The organism is Kribbella sp. NPDC054772 (genome assembly GCF_053611945.1).
This window is the reverse complement of record NZ_JBSHBJ010000060.1, coordinates 1-18,015: the sequence shown is the minus strand read 5'-3', so window position 1 is coordinate 18,015 and position 18,015 is coordinate 1. Positions and strand designations below refer to the sequence as shown.

The window sequence follows — 18,015 nt, the reverse complement described above, 5'->3', positions numbered from 1 at the left end:
GTTTTTCCCCCCTCTCGGCCGCGCCGGTCGCGGGGTGGGGGGGGGCTCCGCCCGCTTCTTGTCCTTGATTCAGGCTGCTGCGCTTGCCGTCTTGATGTCGACCGGCGTGATCGGCGACCCGTCCTGCGGGCTGTTCTGCGGCGACACACCCGCCTCGGCGACCTTGTCGATCAGCTTCAGGCTCGGCTCGTCGATCGTCCCGAACGCGGTGTACTGCGCGGTCAGCCCCGACGCATCGCCGTACACGATGAAGAACTGGCTGCCGTTCGTGTTCGGCCCCGAGTTCGCCATCGCCAGCGTGCCGCGGCCGTACTTCAGCGTCGGGAACACCTCGTCCGCGAAGCTGTACCCCGGCCCGCCCGACCCGGTGCCCGTCGGGTCACCGCACTGCAGCACCTGCAGACCCTCGCCGACCGTCAACCGGTGACACTTGGTGTCGTCGTAGTACTTCTGCCCAACCAGGCTCAGGAAGCTCTTCACCGCACACGGCGCCAGCGCGCTGTCGAGGGTGAGCTGCAGGTCGCCGACCGACGTGTTCAGGCTGACCTTCGACGTACCCGACGCTTTGGTCTGCCCGTCGGCCGGCAGGTTCACCTTCTTCGCGGCGGGCTCGGCGGACTTCTTGTACGCGCAGTTCACCTCGGCCGCGAGCGGGGTCGGCCGCTTCGGAGCCGCCGCCATCGCGGTCGGGATGCTGGCCGGCCGGTTCTCCGCCGGCGCCGTCTGCCCCGCCGCGGCAGGCTTGTCGTCCCCACCCACCCCGAACACCAGGAAGACCCCGACCACCACCACGACCACCGTCGCGACCGCCGTCACCGTGATCGCCAGATTCCGCCGCTGCCGCCGCCGGTCCGCGTCCCGCTCGGCCTGCCGCTTCGCCTTCCGCGCCGCCAGCTGCTGCTGATGGGTCTTCTTGGACATGCAGTAACCCTCCTCACCCGAACGCCTGCACGGGAACCTACAACCAAAACCTGAGAACCGCCTGTTAATCCCCCGATTCGTTTCACCCCTGAGACCCCTCGCGTCAAACCTGCCGGATCCCCAGGCCATCACAATCCAGCCGGCCCCGTCCCGCTGAGCGTGACGAAGGTTGTTCTGCGTCGAATGTGATGGACTGGCGGTCCGGTATGGGAGGCTCGTGGGTGGGCTGGGGGGCTATGAGACTGGGGTCGTGTTGGACGTGCGGCGAGCTGTAGCTGAGGACGTTGACGCCTGCGTGCGGATCGTGCGGGGTCTTCCGGAGTACTTCACGCCCGACGTACCGGAGACGGTGCGCCGGGATCTCGAGCGGCACCGCGGGTGGGTTGCGTTGCGCGACGGGCAGGTGGCCGCCTTCGTGGTGGTCGAACGTCGGGGCACGCCTGCGGCGGAGGTGCTGTGGGCTGCGGTCGACGAATCGGTTCGCGCGCGGGGCGTCGGCGGCCTGCTGATGCGAGAGGTGCTGGGGCAGTTGCGCGCGGACGGCGTACAGGTCGTCGAGGTGAAGACGCTCGATGGGAGCGTGGAGTACGAGCCCTACGAGTCCACCCGGGCCTTCTGGGAGCGGATGGGGTTCGTGCAGATCGACACGATCGACCCGCTGCCGGGGTGGAGTGCGGGGAATCCGGCGGCGATCTATGTTCTCGCGCTGGGGTGACTCTCGGTCGAGGAAAACCACCTGAACCTCGCCGAGTTGGTGGCTAGGGTCGGTGGGATGAGGGATGAACCTGGGGAGATCTCGTGTGACGGGGTGCGTGGGTTTCTCAAGGATTATTGGGGGTTTCGGGCTGCTGAGGTCAGCTATGCACCTGTGGGGTTCGGGAGTTATCACTGGGTTGCCGGCGACGGGGACGGGCCGCGGTGGTTTGTTACTGCGGATCGGCTTGATCCGCGGGGGAACTGGCTGGGGGATACCGCCGAGCGGGTGCGGGACGCGATCGTGGCCGCGGTGTGGGCGGCGAAGGAGCTGGCCGATGGTGGCTACGAGTTCGTTGTGGCGCCCTTGCCTGATCGCACTGGGCAGCTCGTCCGGGAGGTGCTGCCGGGTTGGCTGTTGATGGTCCTGCCTTATCTGCAGGGGTGGAGTACTCCGGACGGTCAATGGGACGATCCGGCGGAGCGGGCACAGATCGCCGAAATTCTCGGCCGTCTGCACACCGCGACACCGCCAAAGAACCTGCAGCGTTGGGATTTCGCCGTACCGGGGCGCGACGCGCTGCTGGTCGCACTGACGGAGCTTGACCGGCCCTGGTCCTCCGGGCCCTATGCCGAGCCCACCCGGTTGCGGCTTGCGGGCGCGCTCGGTCACCTCCACGAGAGGCTCGCGTACTACGACGCGCTGGTCCGCGAGGTCCACGCGTCAGACGACCCCTGGGTGGTGACCCACGGCCAGCCGCACAGCGCGAACGTCGTACGCACCGCCGACGGCCGGATGCACCTGATCGACTGGGACACCGTGCAGCTCGCGCCGCGGGAACGCGACCTCGCCGCCGTCATGGGCGAGTCGACCGACGCCTTGCCGGCGTACCAAGCAGAGGCCGGTCCGGTCAGCCCAAGCTCCGCGGCGCTCGAGTTGTTCGACGTCTGGTGGTCGCTGGCCGAGATCGCCTCGTACGTCCAACTGTTCCGCGTGCCACACGCCGACTCCCAAGACAGCAACGAGTCGTGGCGCAACCTGACGATGTACGTCCCCGGCTAGCTACAGATCGACGAGGTCCCACCGGAGATAGCGATCGTCCAGGTACGGCGACCACCCGCGCGGCGGTGAGGGCGGCATTCGTGCCGCGACGCGGCGGCCGTAGTTCGCGAGGGCGGGCTGGTCGAGCGTCAGGGCGTCGGCGACATCAGCCAGCATGTCGGTGATGCTGAACCACTCCGGTTCCTCGAATCCACCGCATTGCGCGTCGTAGTTGCCGACGCAGCCGAAGTGGTCGCCTTCGCGCAGGTCGACGAAGAGATGGCAGTCGGTGCCGGCGTCGCCGATCGGGAGGAACGCGTCGATCCACTCGAACGACCGCGTTCCGGCGGGAGCCTGCTCGGCGGCGTACGGGCGCTCCGGGACGATCGACGTCCAGACCTGCCGCAGCATCGCGCGGTCGCGGAGCATCTCCTCGATCGACATCGGTACGTAGAGCACCGGGATGAGATTCCCGAAGCTGGCGCGCCGGCCGAAGCCGTTGTTCAGCAACAACCAAGCGATCAAGTCACTGGGCAGCCGCCGTCCCATCGCATCCCGAAGTCCGGAGATCTCGCGTCCCGACGCAGGCGGCTGGAGACCGTCCAACGCCTCCGGCAACTGCTCCTGCAGCCATCCGATGATCTGCCCCCACGACTCTGCCACTGATCGCGCCATAACTCCCGGACTATGCCAGAAGTGAGGGTTCAATGGATCCTCGACGGGTTCGCCGGTCGGCTGACCCAACCGTCAGGCATGCTCGGTATCTACATACCGGGTATGCAGCCGGATCATCTGACGGAAGGGGACAGGACATGAGGAACGGGACGCGGGCCGGAGCGACGATTGCGGCAACGATTGCGCTACTGGCCGTACCGGCGGCGGCCGCCCAGGCCGCCACGGATCAGCCGTACACGCATCTGTTGTCGGGCAAGGACTGGAGCACCGGCGGGGCGTACGTTGCGCAAGGTGGGGACATCAAGCTCACGCTGAGCACGCTGCCGAAGAACACGCAGGTGCTCGTGGAGGAGTGCGAGGGCGGCCACGACCTCGGCGACCCGCAACTGTTCACCGCGAAGGCGAAAACGCAGACCCTCGCTACCGACGTGCCGAAGGGGACGTGCTTCCTGATGCTGCTCGCCCCGAAGACCGGCAACGGCGGGTACGTCGTCAGCGGCACGCTCAGCTACTGAACAAAGTGGGGCCGGGGTGCAGCCCCGGCCCCACTGTCAGTCCTTGATCTCGCAGATCGCGGCGCCCGCGGAAACAGTTGCGCCGACCTCGGCGGTCAGGCCGGTGACGGTGCCGGACTTGTGCGCGTTGAGCGGCTGCTCCATCTTCATCGCTTCGAGGACGACGATCAGGTCGCCCTCGGCAACGGTCGCGCCTTCCTCGACGGCGATCTTCACGATCGTGCCCTGCATCGGCGATGTCAGCGAGTCGCCAGACGCCGCGGAGCCCTTCGACCCACCGGCCCGCCGCGACGGCTTCTTCTTCGCGCCGGTGGCCGCCGCGGCGACCGCGCCAACAGAACCCAGGCCGGCAGGCAGTACGACCTCGAGCCGCTTGCCTCCGACCTCGACCGTCACCTTCTCGCGCTCGTCGTCCGAGGGCGCGTCGGCCGTCGGACCGTCGTACGGCGTGAGCTGGTTGTCGTACTCGGTCTCGATCCAGCGGGTGTGGACTTTGAAGCCGTCGGTGCCGACGAAGGCCGGGTCGGAGACGACGGCCTGGTGGAACGGGATCACCGTCGGCATGCCCTCGACGACGAACTCCCGCAACGCGCGCCGCGACCGCTCCAGCGCCTGCGTGCGGTCGCGACCGGTGACGATCAGCTTCGCGACCAGCGAGTCGAACGCGCCGGGCACCGTCTCGCCCTGGTCGTAACCGCCGTCGAGGCGGATGCCCGGACCCGACGGGGCGTGCCAGCGGGTCAGCGTGCCGGGAGCGGGCAGGAATCCACGGCCGCCGTCCTCGGCGTTGATCCGGAACTCGATCGAGTGGCCGGAGATCTCCGGGTCGTCGTACCCGAGCTCTTCGCCGTTGGCGATGCGGAACATCTCGCGCACCAGGTCCAGGCCGGTGACCTCCTCGGAGACCGGGTGCTCGACCTGCAGCCGGGTGTTCACCTCGAGGAACGAGATCATCCCGTCCTGCCCGACGAGGAACTCGCACGTGCCCGCGCCGACGTACCCGGCCTCGCGCAGAATCTTCTTGGACGAGGAGTACAGCAGCGACATCTGCTCCTCGCTCAAGAACGGAGCGGGCGCTTCCTCGACCAGCTTCTGGTACCGGCGCTGCAGCGAGCAGTCGCGCGTCGACACCACCACAACGTTGCCGTGGGCATCGGCCAGGCACTGGGTCTCGACGTGCCGCGGCTTGTCCAGGTACCGCTCGACGAAGCACTCGCCGCGCCCGAACGCACTCACCGCTTCCCGGGTCGCCGACTCGAACAGCTCCGGGGTCTCTTCCATCGTGCGCGCGACCTTCATCCCGCGCCCACCACCGCCGTACGCCGCCTTGATCGCGATCGGCAGGCCGAACTCCTCGGCGAAGGCAACGACCTCGTCCGCGCCGCCGACCGGATCGGGTGTCCCCGGGACCTGCGGTGCGCCGACCTTCTCGGCGATGTGCCGCGCCTTGACCTTGTCGCCGAGCGAGTCGATCGCCGACGGCGGCGGGCCGATCCAGATCAGCCCGGCGTCGATCACGGCCTGCGCGAACTCGGCGTTCTCGGCCAGGAAGCCGTACCCGGGATGGAGGGCGTCCGCGCCGGAGCGGGCCGCGACGTCCAGGATCTTCGCGATGTTCAGGTAGGAGTCGGCCGGGGTCGACCCGTCCAGCGCGTACGCCTCGTCGGCGAGCCGGACGAACAGCGCGTCCCGGTCCTGGTCGGCGTACAGCGCGACACTGCCCAGGCCCGCATCGGCGGCGGCCCGGACGACCCGGACGGCGATCTCGCCCCGGTTGGCGACCAGCACCTTGGTGATCTGCAAGCTGTCGGACACAGCGGCTCCCTTCGGCTGGCCCGAGTCTAGGGTCAAGCAGGTGTTCGGGAGGACAGGGCGTTCCTCACATTACGGCGGGTCGCCGCTCGAAGAAGGACTCCAGGACAACGATTGTCTGAGTGCTGGTCACGCCGTCCACCTGATGGAGGGCGCGGAGGGTCGCCTGCAGGTCCTCGGTGGTCCCGGTGCGCACCTTGACCAGCACCGACGCCGGGCCCGCGATGATGTGCGCCTCCTCGACGGCCGGGATCTTCCGCAGTGCCTTCAGTGTGGGCTCGTCACCCATCCAGGCACTCGCCTCGAGCATCACGAACGCGAGGACGCCAAGCCCGAGCGCCGCGGGATCGACCTCGACCGTGGTCCGCCGGATCGCGCCGGACGCCTTCAGCTTCCGCACCCGCTCGTGAGCCGATCCGGCCGACAGTCCGGCGATCTCTCCGAGGGCCGCGTACGACTGACCGGCATCGTCCTGGAGCGCGGTCAGCAGCTTGCGATCCACATCATCTATGGTCATCTGCACCTCAAACCAGATCAGATTCTGTCGGCAATGACATTAGCAGGATATGGTTCACGGCATGACGATAACCTTGACTCCCGCCCCAGCGCGGTTGCGGGCCGAGCTGGTAGTGCTCGACGAGCGCTTCGCGACGATCGCCGGCGACGAGTACCTGGACTGTCTGTACGACGGCGGCCGCTGGCTCGAAGGACCGGCGTACTCGCCCGCCTGGCGCTGTCTGATCTTCAGCGACATCCCGAACGACCGGATGCTCCGCTGGGACGAGGTCTCCGGGACCGTGAGCGTGTTCCGCGAGCCGTCCGGCTACGTGAACGGCAACACGATCGACCGCGCCGGCCGGCTGATCAGCTGCTCACAAGGCGATCGCCAGGTCGTCCGCACGGAGTACGACGGAACTCGGACCGTGCTCGCGTCGCACCTGAACGACCGCCGCCTGAACAGCCCGAACGACGTGATCGAGCGCAGTGACGGGTCGATCTGGTTCACCGACCCGCCGTACGGCATCACCTCGAACTACGAGGGTCACGCCGCCGAGCAGGAGATCGACGGCTGTCACGTCTACCGGATCGCACCGGACGGCGAGCTGACTGTTGTCGCCGACGAATTCATCCGCCCGAACGGCCTGGCGTTCTCACTGGACGAGTCGCAGCTGTACGTCGTCGACACACCGGCGAAGCACATCCGGCGCTTCACCGTCGACGGCGACAAGCTGCTCGGTGGGGAAGTGTTCGCGCACTGCGAGGCCGGGATGTTCGACGGCCTCCGGTTGGACAGCGCCGGCCGGGTCTGGGCCGCGACGCACGAGGGCGTGCACTGCTTCGACCCGGACGGCACGCTGATCGGCAAACTGCTGCTGCCGAACGTGGTGTCCAACCTGACCTTCGGAGGTCCCAAGGGAAACCACCTGTTCATCACCGCGACCACGTCGGTGTGGTCCTGGCTGACCACCGCGCAAGGGGCTCAGCGGTAGGACTTGGAGACCGCGTCGAGCAGCCGCTCGAGAGTGTCGTACGTCGGGGTGTCCGCGACGTCGATCACGTCCTTCGCGACCGGTACCCGGTTCCGGCGGACCACGTTCGCGAACTGTGCCTCGTCGGCGGTCCGGAACCCGTGCTGCGCGGCGAGCTGCTGCAACTCGGTGTCGGTGGCGAGCAGCTCACCGAGCTTGTCACCGTTCGCGTTCAGCGAGACCAGCGTGTGCTTGGACTGCACGGTCGGCGACGGGTACATCAGCACCATGCCCGGCTTCAGCTTCCGCTCGACGGCGGCCTCGACGAACTGCGCCTCGTAGATGTTCACCATCGGCGACTTGCCCATCCCGAGCGACAGGTAGTCGTCGAACGGGCCCTCGCTGGAGTTGTCCGTGTAGCCCTGGTTCACGAACAGCGGCGCGACCAGCGGCAGCACCTTCCGCTCGTCGGCCGGGCCCTGCACCACACTGTTGTGGTTGGCAACATAACTGACGATCGACAGGAACATCGCCGCCGAGTTCGAGGTGCGCGGGTCGGTGGTGGTGATCAGGATCCGCTTGTTCACCGGGTACGTCGTGTTGCCGCGGATGTTCGTCCAGCGCCAGTTCGCCTTCGCGAGATCGACGTACTTGCGAATGTCGAAGTACCAGGTGCCGTTGACCTGCTTGGCGATGCCGGACGCGGACAGCAGGTCGACGATCGGCTGGAAGGTCGCGATCGCCATCGGCGACGAGAACACCGCGTACTTCTTGCCGCTGATCGCGGGCTTGCCGGAGGCCGGCTGCAGGATCCGCTCGGCCGCGGTGGAGCTGGACGGGAACGCGAAGTCGTACTTGCCCAGGTCGACCGATGTCGCGATCTCGCGCGAGCCGGCGGTGTCGACCTTGACCGCGAGGCCGTGCTTGGCGAGCGCGGCCTTGACGTCGGGGTCCTCGAAGAAGGCGCGCTTCTCCGAACCGATGACGCCGCCGAGCGTGACCACGCCGGGCTGCGTCTGCGCCTGCACGTCGTCACCGTTGCGTACGACGAGGATGGTGGCGACCGTTGCGACCACGAGGACGCCGGCGACGGCGGCCGGCAGCGCGATCGGGATCCGACGCCACGGGCCGGTCGGGCCTGCTGGGTCTGCCGGGACGGTCGGTGAACCGCTGTCACCGGAGGCCTCGAGAGCGACGGCCGGTCTGGTCCACTTGGCCTTGCGTTCTTCCGGTTCCGCCTGCGAGACCGGGTCGGGTTTCGGGGTGAGCGCCTCGCGAGCGATGCGCTCGATCAGGATCGGGACATAGTCGCGGACCGGGTCGCCGTCGAAGGTCTCCTGGGCGCTGCGGATCGCGGTTTCGATGTCGTCGGGGGTATGAAGGTCGGCGAAGGTTTCGGTGAGCCTGCTGGTGAGATTCTCGATGGCCCGCTGTTCCCGGGCCAGTTCTTCATCGACGGTGTCGAGCTTCAAGAGGATTTCTCCACATCACGGTCACTTGACTCCAGTGGCGCCGTACCTTGCACCCCCGTCCGGCGCCGCGGTCATCGTCTCGCATCCAGAGGTCCAACCGACGGGCGTCCCGGGGCGCGCTGCCGGCGTACCGCATAGGCTCGGGTGACAGCGTTTGCAGCCGAGTTCGCGAGGAGTCGTGATGACGGGAATTCTCGAGCCGTTGGCAGGGACCGCACCGGCCGTCTGGGAGAAGCTCGACGACCGGTTCGCCGGCATCCGGGGCGACAGTCAGCTGGAACGGTTGTGGACCGGCGGCCGCTGGGTCGAGGGCCCGGTGTACTCCGCGGCGGGCCGCTACCTGCTCTGGAGCGACATCCCGAACGACCGCATCCTGCGCTGGGACGAGACGTCGTACCAGGTGTCGGTGTTCCGGCAGCCGGCCGGCAACACCAACGGCCACACGCGCGACACCGAGGGCCGCCTGGTGAGCTGCGAGCACGGGAACCGGCGCGTCACACGGACCGAGCACCACGGCGGCATCACGGTGCTTGCCCACGAGTACGACGGGAAGCGGCTGAACAGCCCGAACGACGTCGTGGTGAAGCGCGACGGGTCGGTCTGGTTCACCGATCCGGCGTACGGGATCGACAGCGACTACGAGGGGTTCAAGGGCGCGATCGAGACCGGCGGATGCCATGTGTACCGCGTCTCGCCGGACGGCGTGCTGACCCGCGTCGCGGACGATTTCAACCGGCCGAACGGGTTGGCGTTCTCACCCGACGAGTCGTTGCTCTACATCACAGACTCGGAGGAAGGCACGATCCGCGTCTTCACCGTCGACGGTGACAAGTTGCGTGGTGGCGAACTGTTCGCCGAGTGCGGCAACGGGATCTTCGACGGCATCCGCCTCGACACCGAGGGCCGCGTCTGGGGCGCCGCCGCGGACGGCGTGCACGTCTACCACTCGGATGGAACGCTGCTCGGCAAGCTCCTCGTGCCGGAGACCGTCAGCAATCTCACATGGGGCGGTCCGAAGCGCAACAGACTGTTCCTCACCGCGACCACCTCCGTCTACTCACTCTTCACCACCGTCAACGGCGCCCCGGAGGCGTACGGTCCGCATCGCTGACGCGATGTGTGTGATGATGGCCTGCTGACCTGATCCAGGGAGGACTGGTGAGCATGGTTCCGGAACATCTCCGGGTAGTGGCGGACAACGTGGTTTCCGAGGCCCAGAAGGATCCGCGGGTGCTGGCCGTCGTCGCCGGCGGATCGGTTGCCTTCGGCACCACTGACGAGTACTCGGATCTCGATCTAGTGTTGGTGTGTACGGACGAAGGGCAGCCGGCCTGCCTCGCCGAGGCGAAGGAGTTCGCGGGCCGTGCCGGGCCGCTGTTGTCGAGTTTCACCGGCGAGCACGTGGGTGAACCACGGTTGCTGATCGCGCTGTACGGCCCACCGCTGATCCACGTCGACCTGAAGTTCGTGACCGCGGACGGTTGGCGGACGCGGGTCGAGGACGGGATCGTGCTGTGGCAGCGCGACGACACGGTCGACCGGGTGCGGCAGGAGAGTACGCCGGCTTGGCCGCAGGTGGACGCGCAGCGGATCGAGGACCAGTTCTGGGTCTGGGTGCACTACGTCGCGGTGAAGATCCAGCGCGGCGAGATCTTCGAGGCGATCGACGGCCTGGGCATGATGCGGGCGTCGGCGATCGCCCCGCTCGCCGGGATCGGGCGCACCACCAGACCGGCCGGGGTACGTCGTCTGGAAACGCTTGCGCCCGAGCTGCTCCCCGAGCTGCGCGAGACCGTCCCGACCACGGACCCAGACGACTGCTTCCGCGCCCTCCGGGCGTCGGTCGACCTGTATCGCAAGGTCCGCGAAACCTCCGGCGTACAGGCCGACCGCCGCACCGCAGCCGAAGAAGCCGCGGTTGCCTACCTCGCCAGCGTTTGAAGTCTTACAGCTTTTGTATCTGGTCGATGATGGTGAAGACGGCCAGGAAGCCGAAGGCCAGGAATGAGAACGCGAGTACGGCGGCGCGCCAGGTGGTGATGCGGATGGCGTGCGGCAGTGCTCGCGAGTTCATCCACCAGAGCAGGCCGGAGTAGATGAACATCATCGTGCCGGCGGTGCAGGCGGAGATCACCAGCAGGACCAGCGGCTGGGTCAGACCGGCCAGCAGCACGATGATGCCGAAGGCAACCAAACCCCAGACCAGCCAGAAGTAGAGCTTGGACTCCGTCACCTTCGACTCGCGCAGGTAGCGGGCCTTGATCATGTCCGACGACAGCCGCGACGTGTAGTCCACGATGCCGGTCGCCGCGGCGAACAGGGCGAACGCGCCGATCGCCCAGAACAGGTACCCGAACCAGCCGCCGACGATCGTCTGCAGCGTCGTACCCTCGATCTTCAGGAAGCTGATGCTGTTCTTCACCGCGTCGTTCCCGAACAGCGTCGCGTGCGCGAGCATCGAGGTGAACACGATCGTGAGCACGGTGATCGCCACGAACGTCGCGGCCTGCTCGATGTTCGCGAACTTCCACCAGCGCCGCCAGCGCGCCAGGTTCTCGTCGTTCGGCTCGAACGTGTACCCGTTGGCGTTCGGGTCCGCCTCGGTCTCGCCGGTGACCGGTGACGTCAGCCGCGGTACGTGCACGCCCATCCCGAAGCCCTTGTCCCGGATCCAGTTGCTCTGCACCAGGTTCTGGCCGCCGCCCGCGCCGGCGTACGCGATGGCGCCCATCACCAGCGCGAACCCGAGCTGCTCGGCCGGGAACTGCGGCTGGGTGACCGCGTCGCCGAGTGCGCCGTACGTCTTGCCGCGGATCGCGAACACCAGCGCCAGGATCACGAGCAGCGCGACCGCGGCGATCTTCACCGCGATCAAGCGTTCGAGCATCACGTAGACGACTGGCGCGAAGGTGAGGATCGCGCCGATCACCAGCAGCATGCCGATCGCGATCCACCGTGGATCGCCGCCGCCGAACAGGTACGTGAGCATGCTCGCCGAGCTCGTCGCCCAGCCGGGCCAGAGGTTCGCGAAGTACGTCATGATCGCGAAGAACAGTCCCCAGTGCTTCCCGTACCGGTTGAAGCCGGTCAACGCTGTCTCACCAGTGGCCAGCGTGTACCGCTCGATCTCCATGTTCAGGAACCACTGGACCACCACGCCGACCACGGCGCCCCAGAGGAACACCAGGCCGACCTGGCTGGAGATGTACGGCCAGAGGATGAACTCGCCCGAGGCCAGCCCGACGCCGGCGCCGACCATGCCGGGGCCGATGATCTTCCAGGTATTGGCGGGCGGCTCGGGGAGGTCGCGAACCTGCGGTGCGGGTAGGTTCTTGGTCGGTAGCGCGAATCGTCCGTGGTCAGTCGCCGTGGTGTCTGCCATCAGGGTCCTCACTCCTTGGAGTCCACCGAGCTTCGACCCCCCGTTCCGGAGGATAACGAATACTGTCGACAACGGCGACCCGACACAGCCCGAATGGCAGACTGAGCCCCATGAGTGGGGTAACCGTGCTGGCCGCCTCGTACGCCGGCGCCGCCAGCGCACCCGCCTACGCGCGGCTGGCCGGTCTGGCCGGAGAATTGCCCGGGGAACTGCTGGTACGACGGGACGCGGGCTGGCCGGTCATCCGGTACGACGACCCGGCCGGCGCGATCGCCGCGGCGTACACGCTGCGTGAGTCCGCCTCCCGGGTTCCCGCAGGTGAGCTGCTCCGGATCGCCCTGCACACCGCACCGACCGTCGCGCCGGCGGTCCGTCACGCCGAGCATCTGCTGGCCCTCGCGAACCCGGGCCAAACGTTGCTGACCGCAACGACTGTGGCGGAGTCGGGTGCGGCCGTCAGCGATCTCGGGGTGCACCGGCTGCGGGACCTCGGTTCGCCGGAACGCATCTTCGAACTGACCTCGACCGCCGAGCCGCTGCGGTCGCTGGACGGCGTACCCAACAACCTTCCGGTCATGTTCACCAGTTTCGTCGGACGGCAGACGCAGGTCGCCGCGCTCCGCACGCAACTGTCCGGCGGACGGCTCGTCACGCTCACCGGCCCAGGTGGCAGCGGCAAGACCCGCCTGGCTGCGCAGACCGCGGCGCAACTCGCCGAACGCTGGCCCGACGGCGTCTGGTGGGTCGACCTCTCCGCGGCCACCGACAACGCCCAGATCCCGGAAGCGGTCGCCGCCGCGATCGGTCTGTTGGTGGAGTCGGGCGACCGCCTGCTGATCGGCCAGCTCCGCACCCGACAGGCCTTGATCTGCCTGGACAACTGCGAGCAGATCATCGACGGGGTCGCGGAGTTCGTCCACGCCCTGCACGCGGGTTGCCCCGAGATCTCTGTGTTGGCGACCAGCCGTGTGCCGTTGGATCTTCCCGGTGAGGCGATCTGGCGGGTGCCCGCGCTCGCGCCGGACGAGGCGCGCGTCCTGTTCGCCGAACGCGCCGGCACCGAGTTCCCGCAGTCGGAGCAGGCGATCCGCTCGATCTGCGCGCGACTCGACGGCATGCCGCTCGCGCTGGAACTGGCCGCCGCCTGGGTCCGCACGCTCACCCCGGAGCAGATCGAGTCCGGTCTGAGCGACCGGTTCGGCCTGCTCACCAAGAACGTTCGCGGGGTCGCGGCGCGTCAGCAGACCCTCGCCGCGTCCATCGACTGGAGTCACGAGCTGCTCGACGCGGACGAACGCCGGGTCTTCCGCCGGCTCGCGGTGTTCGCCGGTGGCTTCACGCTCGATGCCGCCACGGTGATCTGCGGTGGGGACGACGTACTCGAGGTGCTCGCGCGACTTGTCGACAAATCGCTGGTGGTCGCCGAGGACGGGCGGTACCGGCTCCTGGAGACGATCCGCGAGTACGCCGCGCTGCGTCTGACGGAAGCCGGCGAGGACCTGCGGGACCGTCACCTGGATCATTATCTGCGCGTCGCCGAGGCTGCGGAACCCCTGCTGGACAAGGACCGCGACGCCTGGCGGGCCCTGATCGAACCGGACCGCGAGAACTGTCGCGCAGCGCTCGACCACGGACTGACGGCGACCGATCCCGACCGCGGCCGCCGCCTCGCCGCCGCGCTCCGCTGGCTCTGGAACCTGCAGGCGACCAGCACCGAGGGTATCGACTACCTCCGCCGCGCGATCGATTGCGCACCCGACGACCGAACGTTGCTCCAGGCCCGTTTGCTGTACGGCTACGCGACCGTCGCCGACACCGTCGACCCGTTCGGGTACGACGCGGCGGGTCGCGGGCTCGAGCTGGCGACGGAGCTCGGTGACGATCGGTTGGGCTCGCTGTTCCTCGCGCTGGTCGCGGTCGGTGAGTTCTTCACGGACTTCGAGAAGGCGTGGGACCTCACCGCCGAAGGGCGACGGCTGGCGGAGGGCATCGGCAACGAGCCGGCGCGGAACGCGAACATCGCCTTGCAATGCGTGCTGCTCGCACTCCGGGACCGGTACGACGAGCTGCGCCCGCTGATCGAGTTGGTCGCGGACGGCCTGGTCACCAGCGGCGAACGCGGCATCGCCTCAACCGTGCTGACCGTCTGGTCCGAGAGCCTGATGTCGACCGGTGAACCGCGCGAGGCCCTGCGGGTCGCCGAGCGTGCCCTCGCCGCCGCCGAACCCCTCGCCGACTTCCACCGCGTCGGCGCCGCACGCGGACAGGTAGCCACCCTCCTCGTTCGCACGGGCCGGCTCGACGAAGCACGCGAGCTGATGCGACCCCTGCTCGACCTGGTCGAGACCACCGGCGCCGTCCCCGCGAACCTCGGGCAGGTGATGGGACTGATCTCGTTCTGGAGCGGTGAGTACGATGCCGCGGTCGAGTGGATGGCCCGCGACACGGCACCCGACAGTCCGCTTGCGGATACGTTTGCGCCGGCGATGCTGCTGCCGACCGTCGCCGCCGGTCTGCGTGCCCAGGGGAAGGACGCGACGGGTTTGCTGGAGCGTGCGGCCGAGCTGGCGCGCCGCTACAACCTCCCGCGCATTCACGCCGACGTACTCGACCAGCTCGGCCGGATCGCGATCACGGAACAACCGGACAAGGCGGCGGACCTGCTGCACGAGGCGTTGACCATCCGCGTCGACCACGGCCTGCGCACCTACGTCATCGACAGCCTCGAATCCCTCGCCCTGCTGGCGAGCCACACGAACCGCGCCACTGACGCCGCCCGCCTGGCGACTGCCGCCGCCAACGCACGCCTCGAGATCGGCGCCGCCACGCCACCCGACTGCCCCGACCTCCCACAGTCCGACGAGCAAGCGCTCCCACTGGACGAGGCCGTCGCCTACGCCCGACGTACGCGCGGAGCTCGGGGCCGACCGTCCTCAGGCTGGGCAAGCCTCACCCCAACCGAGGAACAGGTAGTCACCCTCGCCGTCGAAGGGCTGACCAACCCCGAGATCGCTGAACGCCTCTTCATGAGCCGAGGCACCGTCAAGACCCATCTGGCTCACGTCTACGCCAAACTCAACGTCGCCAACCGCACCGAACTGGCCTCCCTCAAGAAACCCTGACCAGTCCGTGTGGAAGGTCTCGAACCTCCTTGAAGACAAGCGAAACCCACGCCGCGAGCAGATAGACGAGGGCGGCGACCAGAGCCACACCCTGTGCCCCGAACCGGTCCGCCAACGGGCCGGCGGCGAGCATGCCGACCGGGATCGCGACGAACGAGAGCAAATCGTCGATCGACGAGATCCTGGACAGCAGGCTTCCGTCGATGTGTTCCTGCAGGGACGTGTCCCAGCTGACACCGGAGACCGAGAAGCCCACGCCGGCCGCGAAGGCAGTGAGGAGCAGCCACGCTGGATGGAGGCCGAGACCCAGCGCGAACAGCGGGAGCGCGCCGAGGGCACTCAGCAGCTGGCCGGTGCGAAGAAGATGCCGGACAACCAGCCGATACATCACGGCGCTCATGACGAGCAGTCCAACGCCACGCGTGCTCAGTACGAATCCCCACGTCTGCTCTCCACCAAGTTCCCTCGTGAGCGGTGGGCCCAGCACTTGCCAGACACCGGTCTGCGCGAGGTTCATCGCGGCCGAGGAGAGCGTGACCGCCCAGACCCAGCGGATGCCCCGGAACTCTCGCCAGCCCTGACGCAGGTCGGTGAGTACCGTCGACGTACGCGGAGCGATCGGCGTGGTGATCCGCAGGCTCCCGAGGAGCATGGCCGCCAGGAGGTAGCTCACGGCGTCGATGGCGATCGTGGCACCGCTGCCCGCGACGGCCACGAGAATGCCTGCCAGCGCAGGCCCGACGATCTTCGTCGCGTTGCGGACCGAGCTCAACAAGGCGTTCGCCTTGCGAAGGTCCTCCTTCTCGACCAGCTCTGGCAGGAGCCCCCGAAGCGCCGGCGACGTGAACGCGTCCAGTACGCCGTTGGCGGCGCTCAGCGTACCGATCAGCACGAGATCGTAGTTGTGCGTGATCAGCGTCGTGGCCACCGCGCCTTGTGTCAGCGCGCTTCCTGCAGTGGCCGCGACGAGGACCGTTCGCCTCGGCAGCCGATCGGCCACCGCGCCGCCGAGCAGGACGAAACACAGCATCGGAACCATCCGGGCGGCAAGGACGATGCCGAGGTCGGTCGGATTGCCCGAGGCGTCGAGGACCGCGAAGGCCAGCGCGACCGGGGCCATCGAGCTGCCGAGCAGCGTGACCAGCTGGCCGGTCAGAAAGCGCCGGAAAGCCGGCTGCTGCAGCGGAGTGGGCACTGCGCAAGGATGAGGTGCCGCCGGCCGGCGGGCGAGTATTTCGTTCGGAGGCGAAAGTTGACGCTGCTGCGGTTGAGTTCGATGGCGCTGTCGAGATCGCGCTTCGCGTTGTCACCGCTGGCCGAGACGGTCGGGGCGATCATGAGTCTCCGACGCGGACAGCCGGAGGCGTGGACGAAGAACTGGCACGCGGCGAATCAGCGGTGCTTCGACCAGCGCCTGGAGCGAGACTCGTTTCTCCAGGGGCTGACTGATCTCCTGAGCTCGACGAAGTGGCTGCCGGACTTCGTCGTGCTACCGCCCGGTGGTGGAATGACGACGTCGCTTTCGAGCGAGCTCGATCCGATTCGCTCGATGCCTGACCGGGACATCCGCGAGACCCTCGCGGTCTCGCTGCAGCACAGCTGGGTGGAGCATGACACCGCCTGGATCTCCGGACGCGACCTCGGAGTACGACTCGCATCCGCATTGCGGTCGATCTGGGACGACCACGTTGCACCTGACTGGGGGCGCCGTCGTGAGGCGCTCGAACGGGAGGTGATGCACCGCGCGGGTTTGCTCGCCGCCTTCGGCTGGCCCACTGCCCTGGAGGGGATGAGCCGGCGCAGCAGATGGGTCGGGTCCGACAGCATCCGCTTCAGCGACCAGCCCGGAGCGGACCGCTTCATCGGGGACGAGGGGCTCCAGTTCGTCCCGGTCACGTTGCAGAGCGGGACTTGGCTGTGCGAGAGCGACGCCGGTGGATATGCCCTGGTCTATCCGGCCAGACGAGCAGCGGTTGAGAACGTGGCCGGCGATCGCCCGGCTCTCGAGCAACTCATCGGACGCGGCCGCACACGCGTCCTGGCTGGATTGTCGCGGCCTGCGACGGTCAGCGAACTGGCTCGGGATCTTGAGCTGTCACTGGGAACGGTTGGTCGGCATCTGCGGATCCTTCGCGATGCTGGCCTGATCGTCAGTCTGCGCGACGGGCACAAGGTCGTTTACCGACTGACTGATCGTGGTGCTGGGCTGTTGCAGGGGGAGTAGGCCAGGCGGGTTTGAGCATGTCGATGGTTTTGGTGATTCGGCGGGCGCGGGTTTCGGGTTTCTTGGCGTCGTTGATGGCGTTGACGTGTTCGCGGCGGTGGCTGTAGCTCAAGGCGTCGAAGGCCTCTCGCAAGCCTGCGTCGGTGAGTGCGGCGGCTAGGTCGTCGGGGACCGCTACGGTCCGCTCGCCGGTGTCGCGCTCGACCGTCACGGTCACGGCGTCGCCGTCGCCCTTGCCGAGTTCCGCGCGGATGCTCTTCAGTACGCCGAGTGCGAGACAGCCACCCATCGAGGCGATCGAACCCCGATAGGCGATCCCGTCGAACGTCGCCCGTACCGGGATCCGTCCACCGCCACCGAGCGCGGCGACCACCTCGGCGGGCACCTCCACCCACGCGCCGCCGCCTTCGTTCGCGACAATCCTGCCCTCGAAGGCTTCCATGCCTCCACGGTACAAACCGGCGGAGTCGAGTGTCGCGGCCATCAGGCGTCACCTGCTGTTGGGATCCGGTGTGTGCCGGTGGGGTCGACGTGGAAGGTGAAGTTGTGGGGTGTGGTCCATTCGAGGGTTTGGTGGTCGAGGCGGCGGAGGTTCCAGCCGTGGGCGTGGGTTTTGACGCGGTGGGCGTAGCGGCTGAGTGGGGCGAGGTTGGTGGTGTTGGTTTGGTGGGGTGGGCCGAGGGGGTTG

At 67.9% G+C, this 18,015-nt stretch carries 16 protein-coding genes and 1 pseudogene; 8 read left to right on the top strand and 9 right to left on the bottom strand.

Translation table 11 applies throughout. The features are described from left to right. Positions 1 to 69: 69 nt before the first annotated feature. Positions 70 to 921 carry a peptidylprolyl isomerase gene (locus tag ACWGID_RS40930; RefSeq protein ID WP_452204787.1) on the bottom strand — a complete coding sequence of 284 codons (852 nt, stop codon included), beginning with the start codon at positions 919 to 921 and terminating at the stop codon, positions 70 to 72. Between the two features lie 295 nt (positions 922 to 1,216). Between ACWGID_RS40930 and ACWGID_RS40925 the strand changes: the two genes are divergently transcribed. Together ACWGID_RS40925 and ACWGID_RS40920 are read left to right on the top strand one after the other, a co-directional pair. After that, on the top strand, positions 1,217 to 1,636 hold the full coding sequence (locus tag ACWGID_RS40925; RefSeq protein WP_452204786.1) for a GNAT family N-acetyltransferase: 420 nt from the start codon (positions 1,217 to 1,219) through the stop codon (positions 1,634 to 1,636). A 267-nt stretch (positions 1,637 to 1,903) separates the two neighbouring features. Next, positions 1,904 to 2,677, top strand: a complete 774-nt coding sequence (locus ACWGID_RS40920) for a phosphotransferase enzyme family protein (RefSeq protein ID WP_452204785.1) — start codon at positions 1,904 to 1,906, stop codon at positions 2,675 to 2,677. On the opposite strand, the gene ACWGID_RS40915 is transcribed toward ACWGID_RS40920, so the two are convergent. Beyond that, positions 2,678 to 3,319, bottom strand: coding sequence for an SMI1/KNR4 family protein (locus tag ACWGID_RS40915; protein ID WP_452204784.1), 642 nt, complete (start codon positions 3,317 to 3,319; stop codon positions 2,678 to 2,680). It lies immediately after the preceding gene. A 149-nt stretch (positions 3,320 to 3,468) separates the two neighbouring features. Between ACWGID_RS40915 and ACWGID_RS40910 the strand changes: the two genes are divergently transcribed. Then, positions 3,469 to 3,846, top strand: coding sequence for a hypothetical protein (locus ACWGID_RS40910; RefSeq protein WP_452204783.1), 378 nt, complete (start codon positions 3,469 to 3,471; stop codon positions 3,844 to 3,846). Between the two features lie 36 nt (positions 3,847 to 3,882). On the opposite strand, the gene ACWGID_RS40905 is transcribed toward ACWGID_RS40910, so the two are convergent. Together ACWGID_RS40905 and ACWGID_RS40900 are read right to left on the bottom strand one after the other, a co-directional pair. Then, positions 3,883 to 5,661 carry an acetyl/propionyl/methylcrotonyl-CoA carboxylase subunit alpha gene (locus ACWGID_RS40905; protein ID WP_452204782.1) on the bottom strand — a complete coding sequence of 593 codons (1,779 nt, stop codon included), beginning with the start codon at positions 5,659 to 5,661 and terminating at the stop codon, positions 3,883 to 3,885. Between the two features lie 64 nt (positions 5,662 to 5,725). Next, positions 5,726 to 6,175: an Lrp/AsnC family transcriptional regulator gene (locus ACWGID_RS40900; protein WP_452204781.1), complete on the bottom strand. Its 450-nt coding sequence runs from the start codon at positions 6,173 to 6,175 to the stop codon at positions 5,726 to 5,728. 61 nt (positions 6,176 to 6,236) lie between these two features. Between ACWGID_RS40900 and ACWGID_RS40895 the strand changes: the two genes are divergently transcribed. Then, positions 6,237 to 7,148 carry an SMP-30/gluconolactonase/LRE family protein gene (locus ACWGID_RS40895; RefSeq protein WP_452204780.1) on the top strand — a complete coding sequence of 304 codons (912 nt, stop codon included), beginning with the start codon at positions 6,237 to 6,239 and terminating at the stop codon, positions 7,146 to 7,148. Here ACWGID_RS40895 and ACWGID_RS40890 read toward each other — a convergent pair. Continuing rightward, the gene (locus ACWGID_RS40890; protein WP_452204779.1) at positions 7,139 to 8,599 is read right to left on the bottom strand and encodes a three-helix bundle dimerization domain-containing protein; all 1,461 of its coding nucleotides are present in this window, start codon (positions 8,597 to 8,599) and stop codon (positions 7,139 to 7,141) included. The genes ACWGID_RS40895 and ACWGID_RS40890 overlap by 10 nt on opposite strands. Positions 8,600 to 8,780: 181 nt before the next feature. On the opposite strand from ACWGID_RS40890, the gene ACWGID_RS40885 reads away from it, so the two are divergent. Beyond that, positions 8,781 to 9,710 (top strand): SMP-30/gluconolactonase/LRE family protein, encoded by a 930-nt coding sequence (locus ACWGID_RS40885; protein ID WP_452204778.1) that lies wholly within the window; start codon positions 8,781 to 8,783, stop codon positions 9,708 to 9,710. A 47-nt stretch (positions 9,711 to 9,757) separates the two neighbouring features. Next, the gene (locus ACWGID_RS40880; protein WP_452204777.1) at positions 9,758 to 10,540 is read left to right on the top strand and encodes a hypothetical protein; all 783 of its coding nucleotides are present in this window, start codon (positions 9,758 to 9,760) and stop codon (positions 10,538 to 10,540) included. 4 nt (positions 10,541 to 10,544) lie between these two features. On the opposite strand, the gene ACWGID_RS40875 is transcribed toward ACWGID_RS40880, so the two are convergent. Beyond that, positions 10,545 to 11,981, bottom strand: coding sequence for an Nramp family divalent metal transporter (locus ACWGID_RS40875; protein WP_452204776.1), 1,437 nt, complete (start codon positions 11,979 to 11,981; stop codon positions 10,545 to 10,547). Positions 11,982 to 12,091: 110 nt separating this feature from the next. Between ACWGID_RS40875 and ACWGID_RS40870 the strand changes: the two genes are divergently transcribed. Then, a complete protein-coding gene (locus ACWGID_RS40870; protein WP_452204775.1) occupies positions 12,092 to 15,103 on the top strand; it encodes a helix-turn-helix transcriptional regulator in 3,012 nt (1,003 codons plus the stop codon). Here the strand turns inward: ACWGID_RS40870 and ACWGID_RS40865 are convergent. Beyond that, on the bottom strand, positions 15,090 to 16,298 hold the full coding sequence (locus tag ACWGID_RS40865; protein WP_452204774.1) for an MFS transporter: 1,209 nt from the start codon (positions 16,296 to 16,298) through the stop codon (positions 15,090 to 15,092). The two genes, ACWGID_RS40870 and ACWGID_RS40865, sit on opposite strands and share 14 nt — an antisense overlap. Positions 16,299 to 16,379: 81 nt before the next feature. On the opposite strand from ACWGID_RS40865, the gene ACWGID_RS40860 reads away from it, so the two are divergent. Then, the gene (locus ACWGID_RS40860) at positions 16,380 to 17,327 is read left to right on the top strand and encodes a helix-turn-helix domain-containing protein (RefSeq protein ID WP_452204773.1); all 948 of its coding nucleotides are present in this window, start codon (positions 16,380 to 16,382) and stop codon (positions 17,325 to 17,327) included. Here ACWGID_RS40860 and ACWGID_RS40855 read toward each other — a convergent pair. Next, the gene (locus ACWGID_RS40855; RefSeq protein ID WP_452204772.1) at positions 17,254 to 17,769 is read right to left on the bottom strand and encodes a YdeI/OmpD-associated family protein; all 516 of its coding nucleotides are present in this window, start codon (positions 17,767 to 17,769) and stop codon (positions 17,254 to 17,256) included. The genes ACWGID_RS40860 and ACWGID_RS40855 overlap by 74 nt on opposite strands. Positions 17,770 to 17,810: 41 nt before the next feature. Continuing rightward, positions 17,811 to 18,015 (bottom strand): annotated as a pseudogene (locus tag ACWGID_RS40850) (hypothetical protein); the annotation flags it as partial.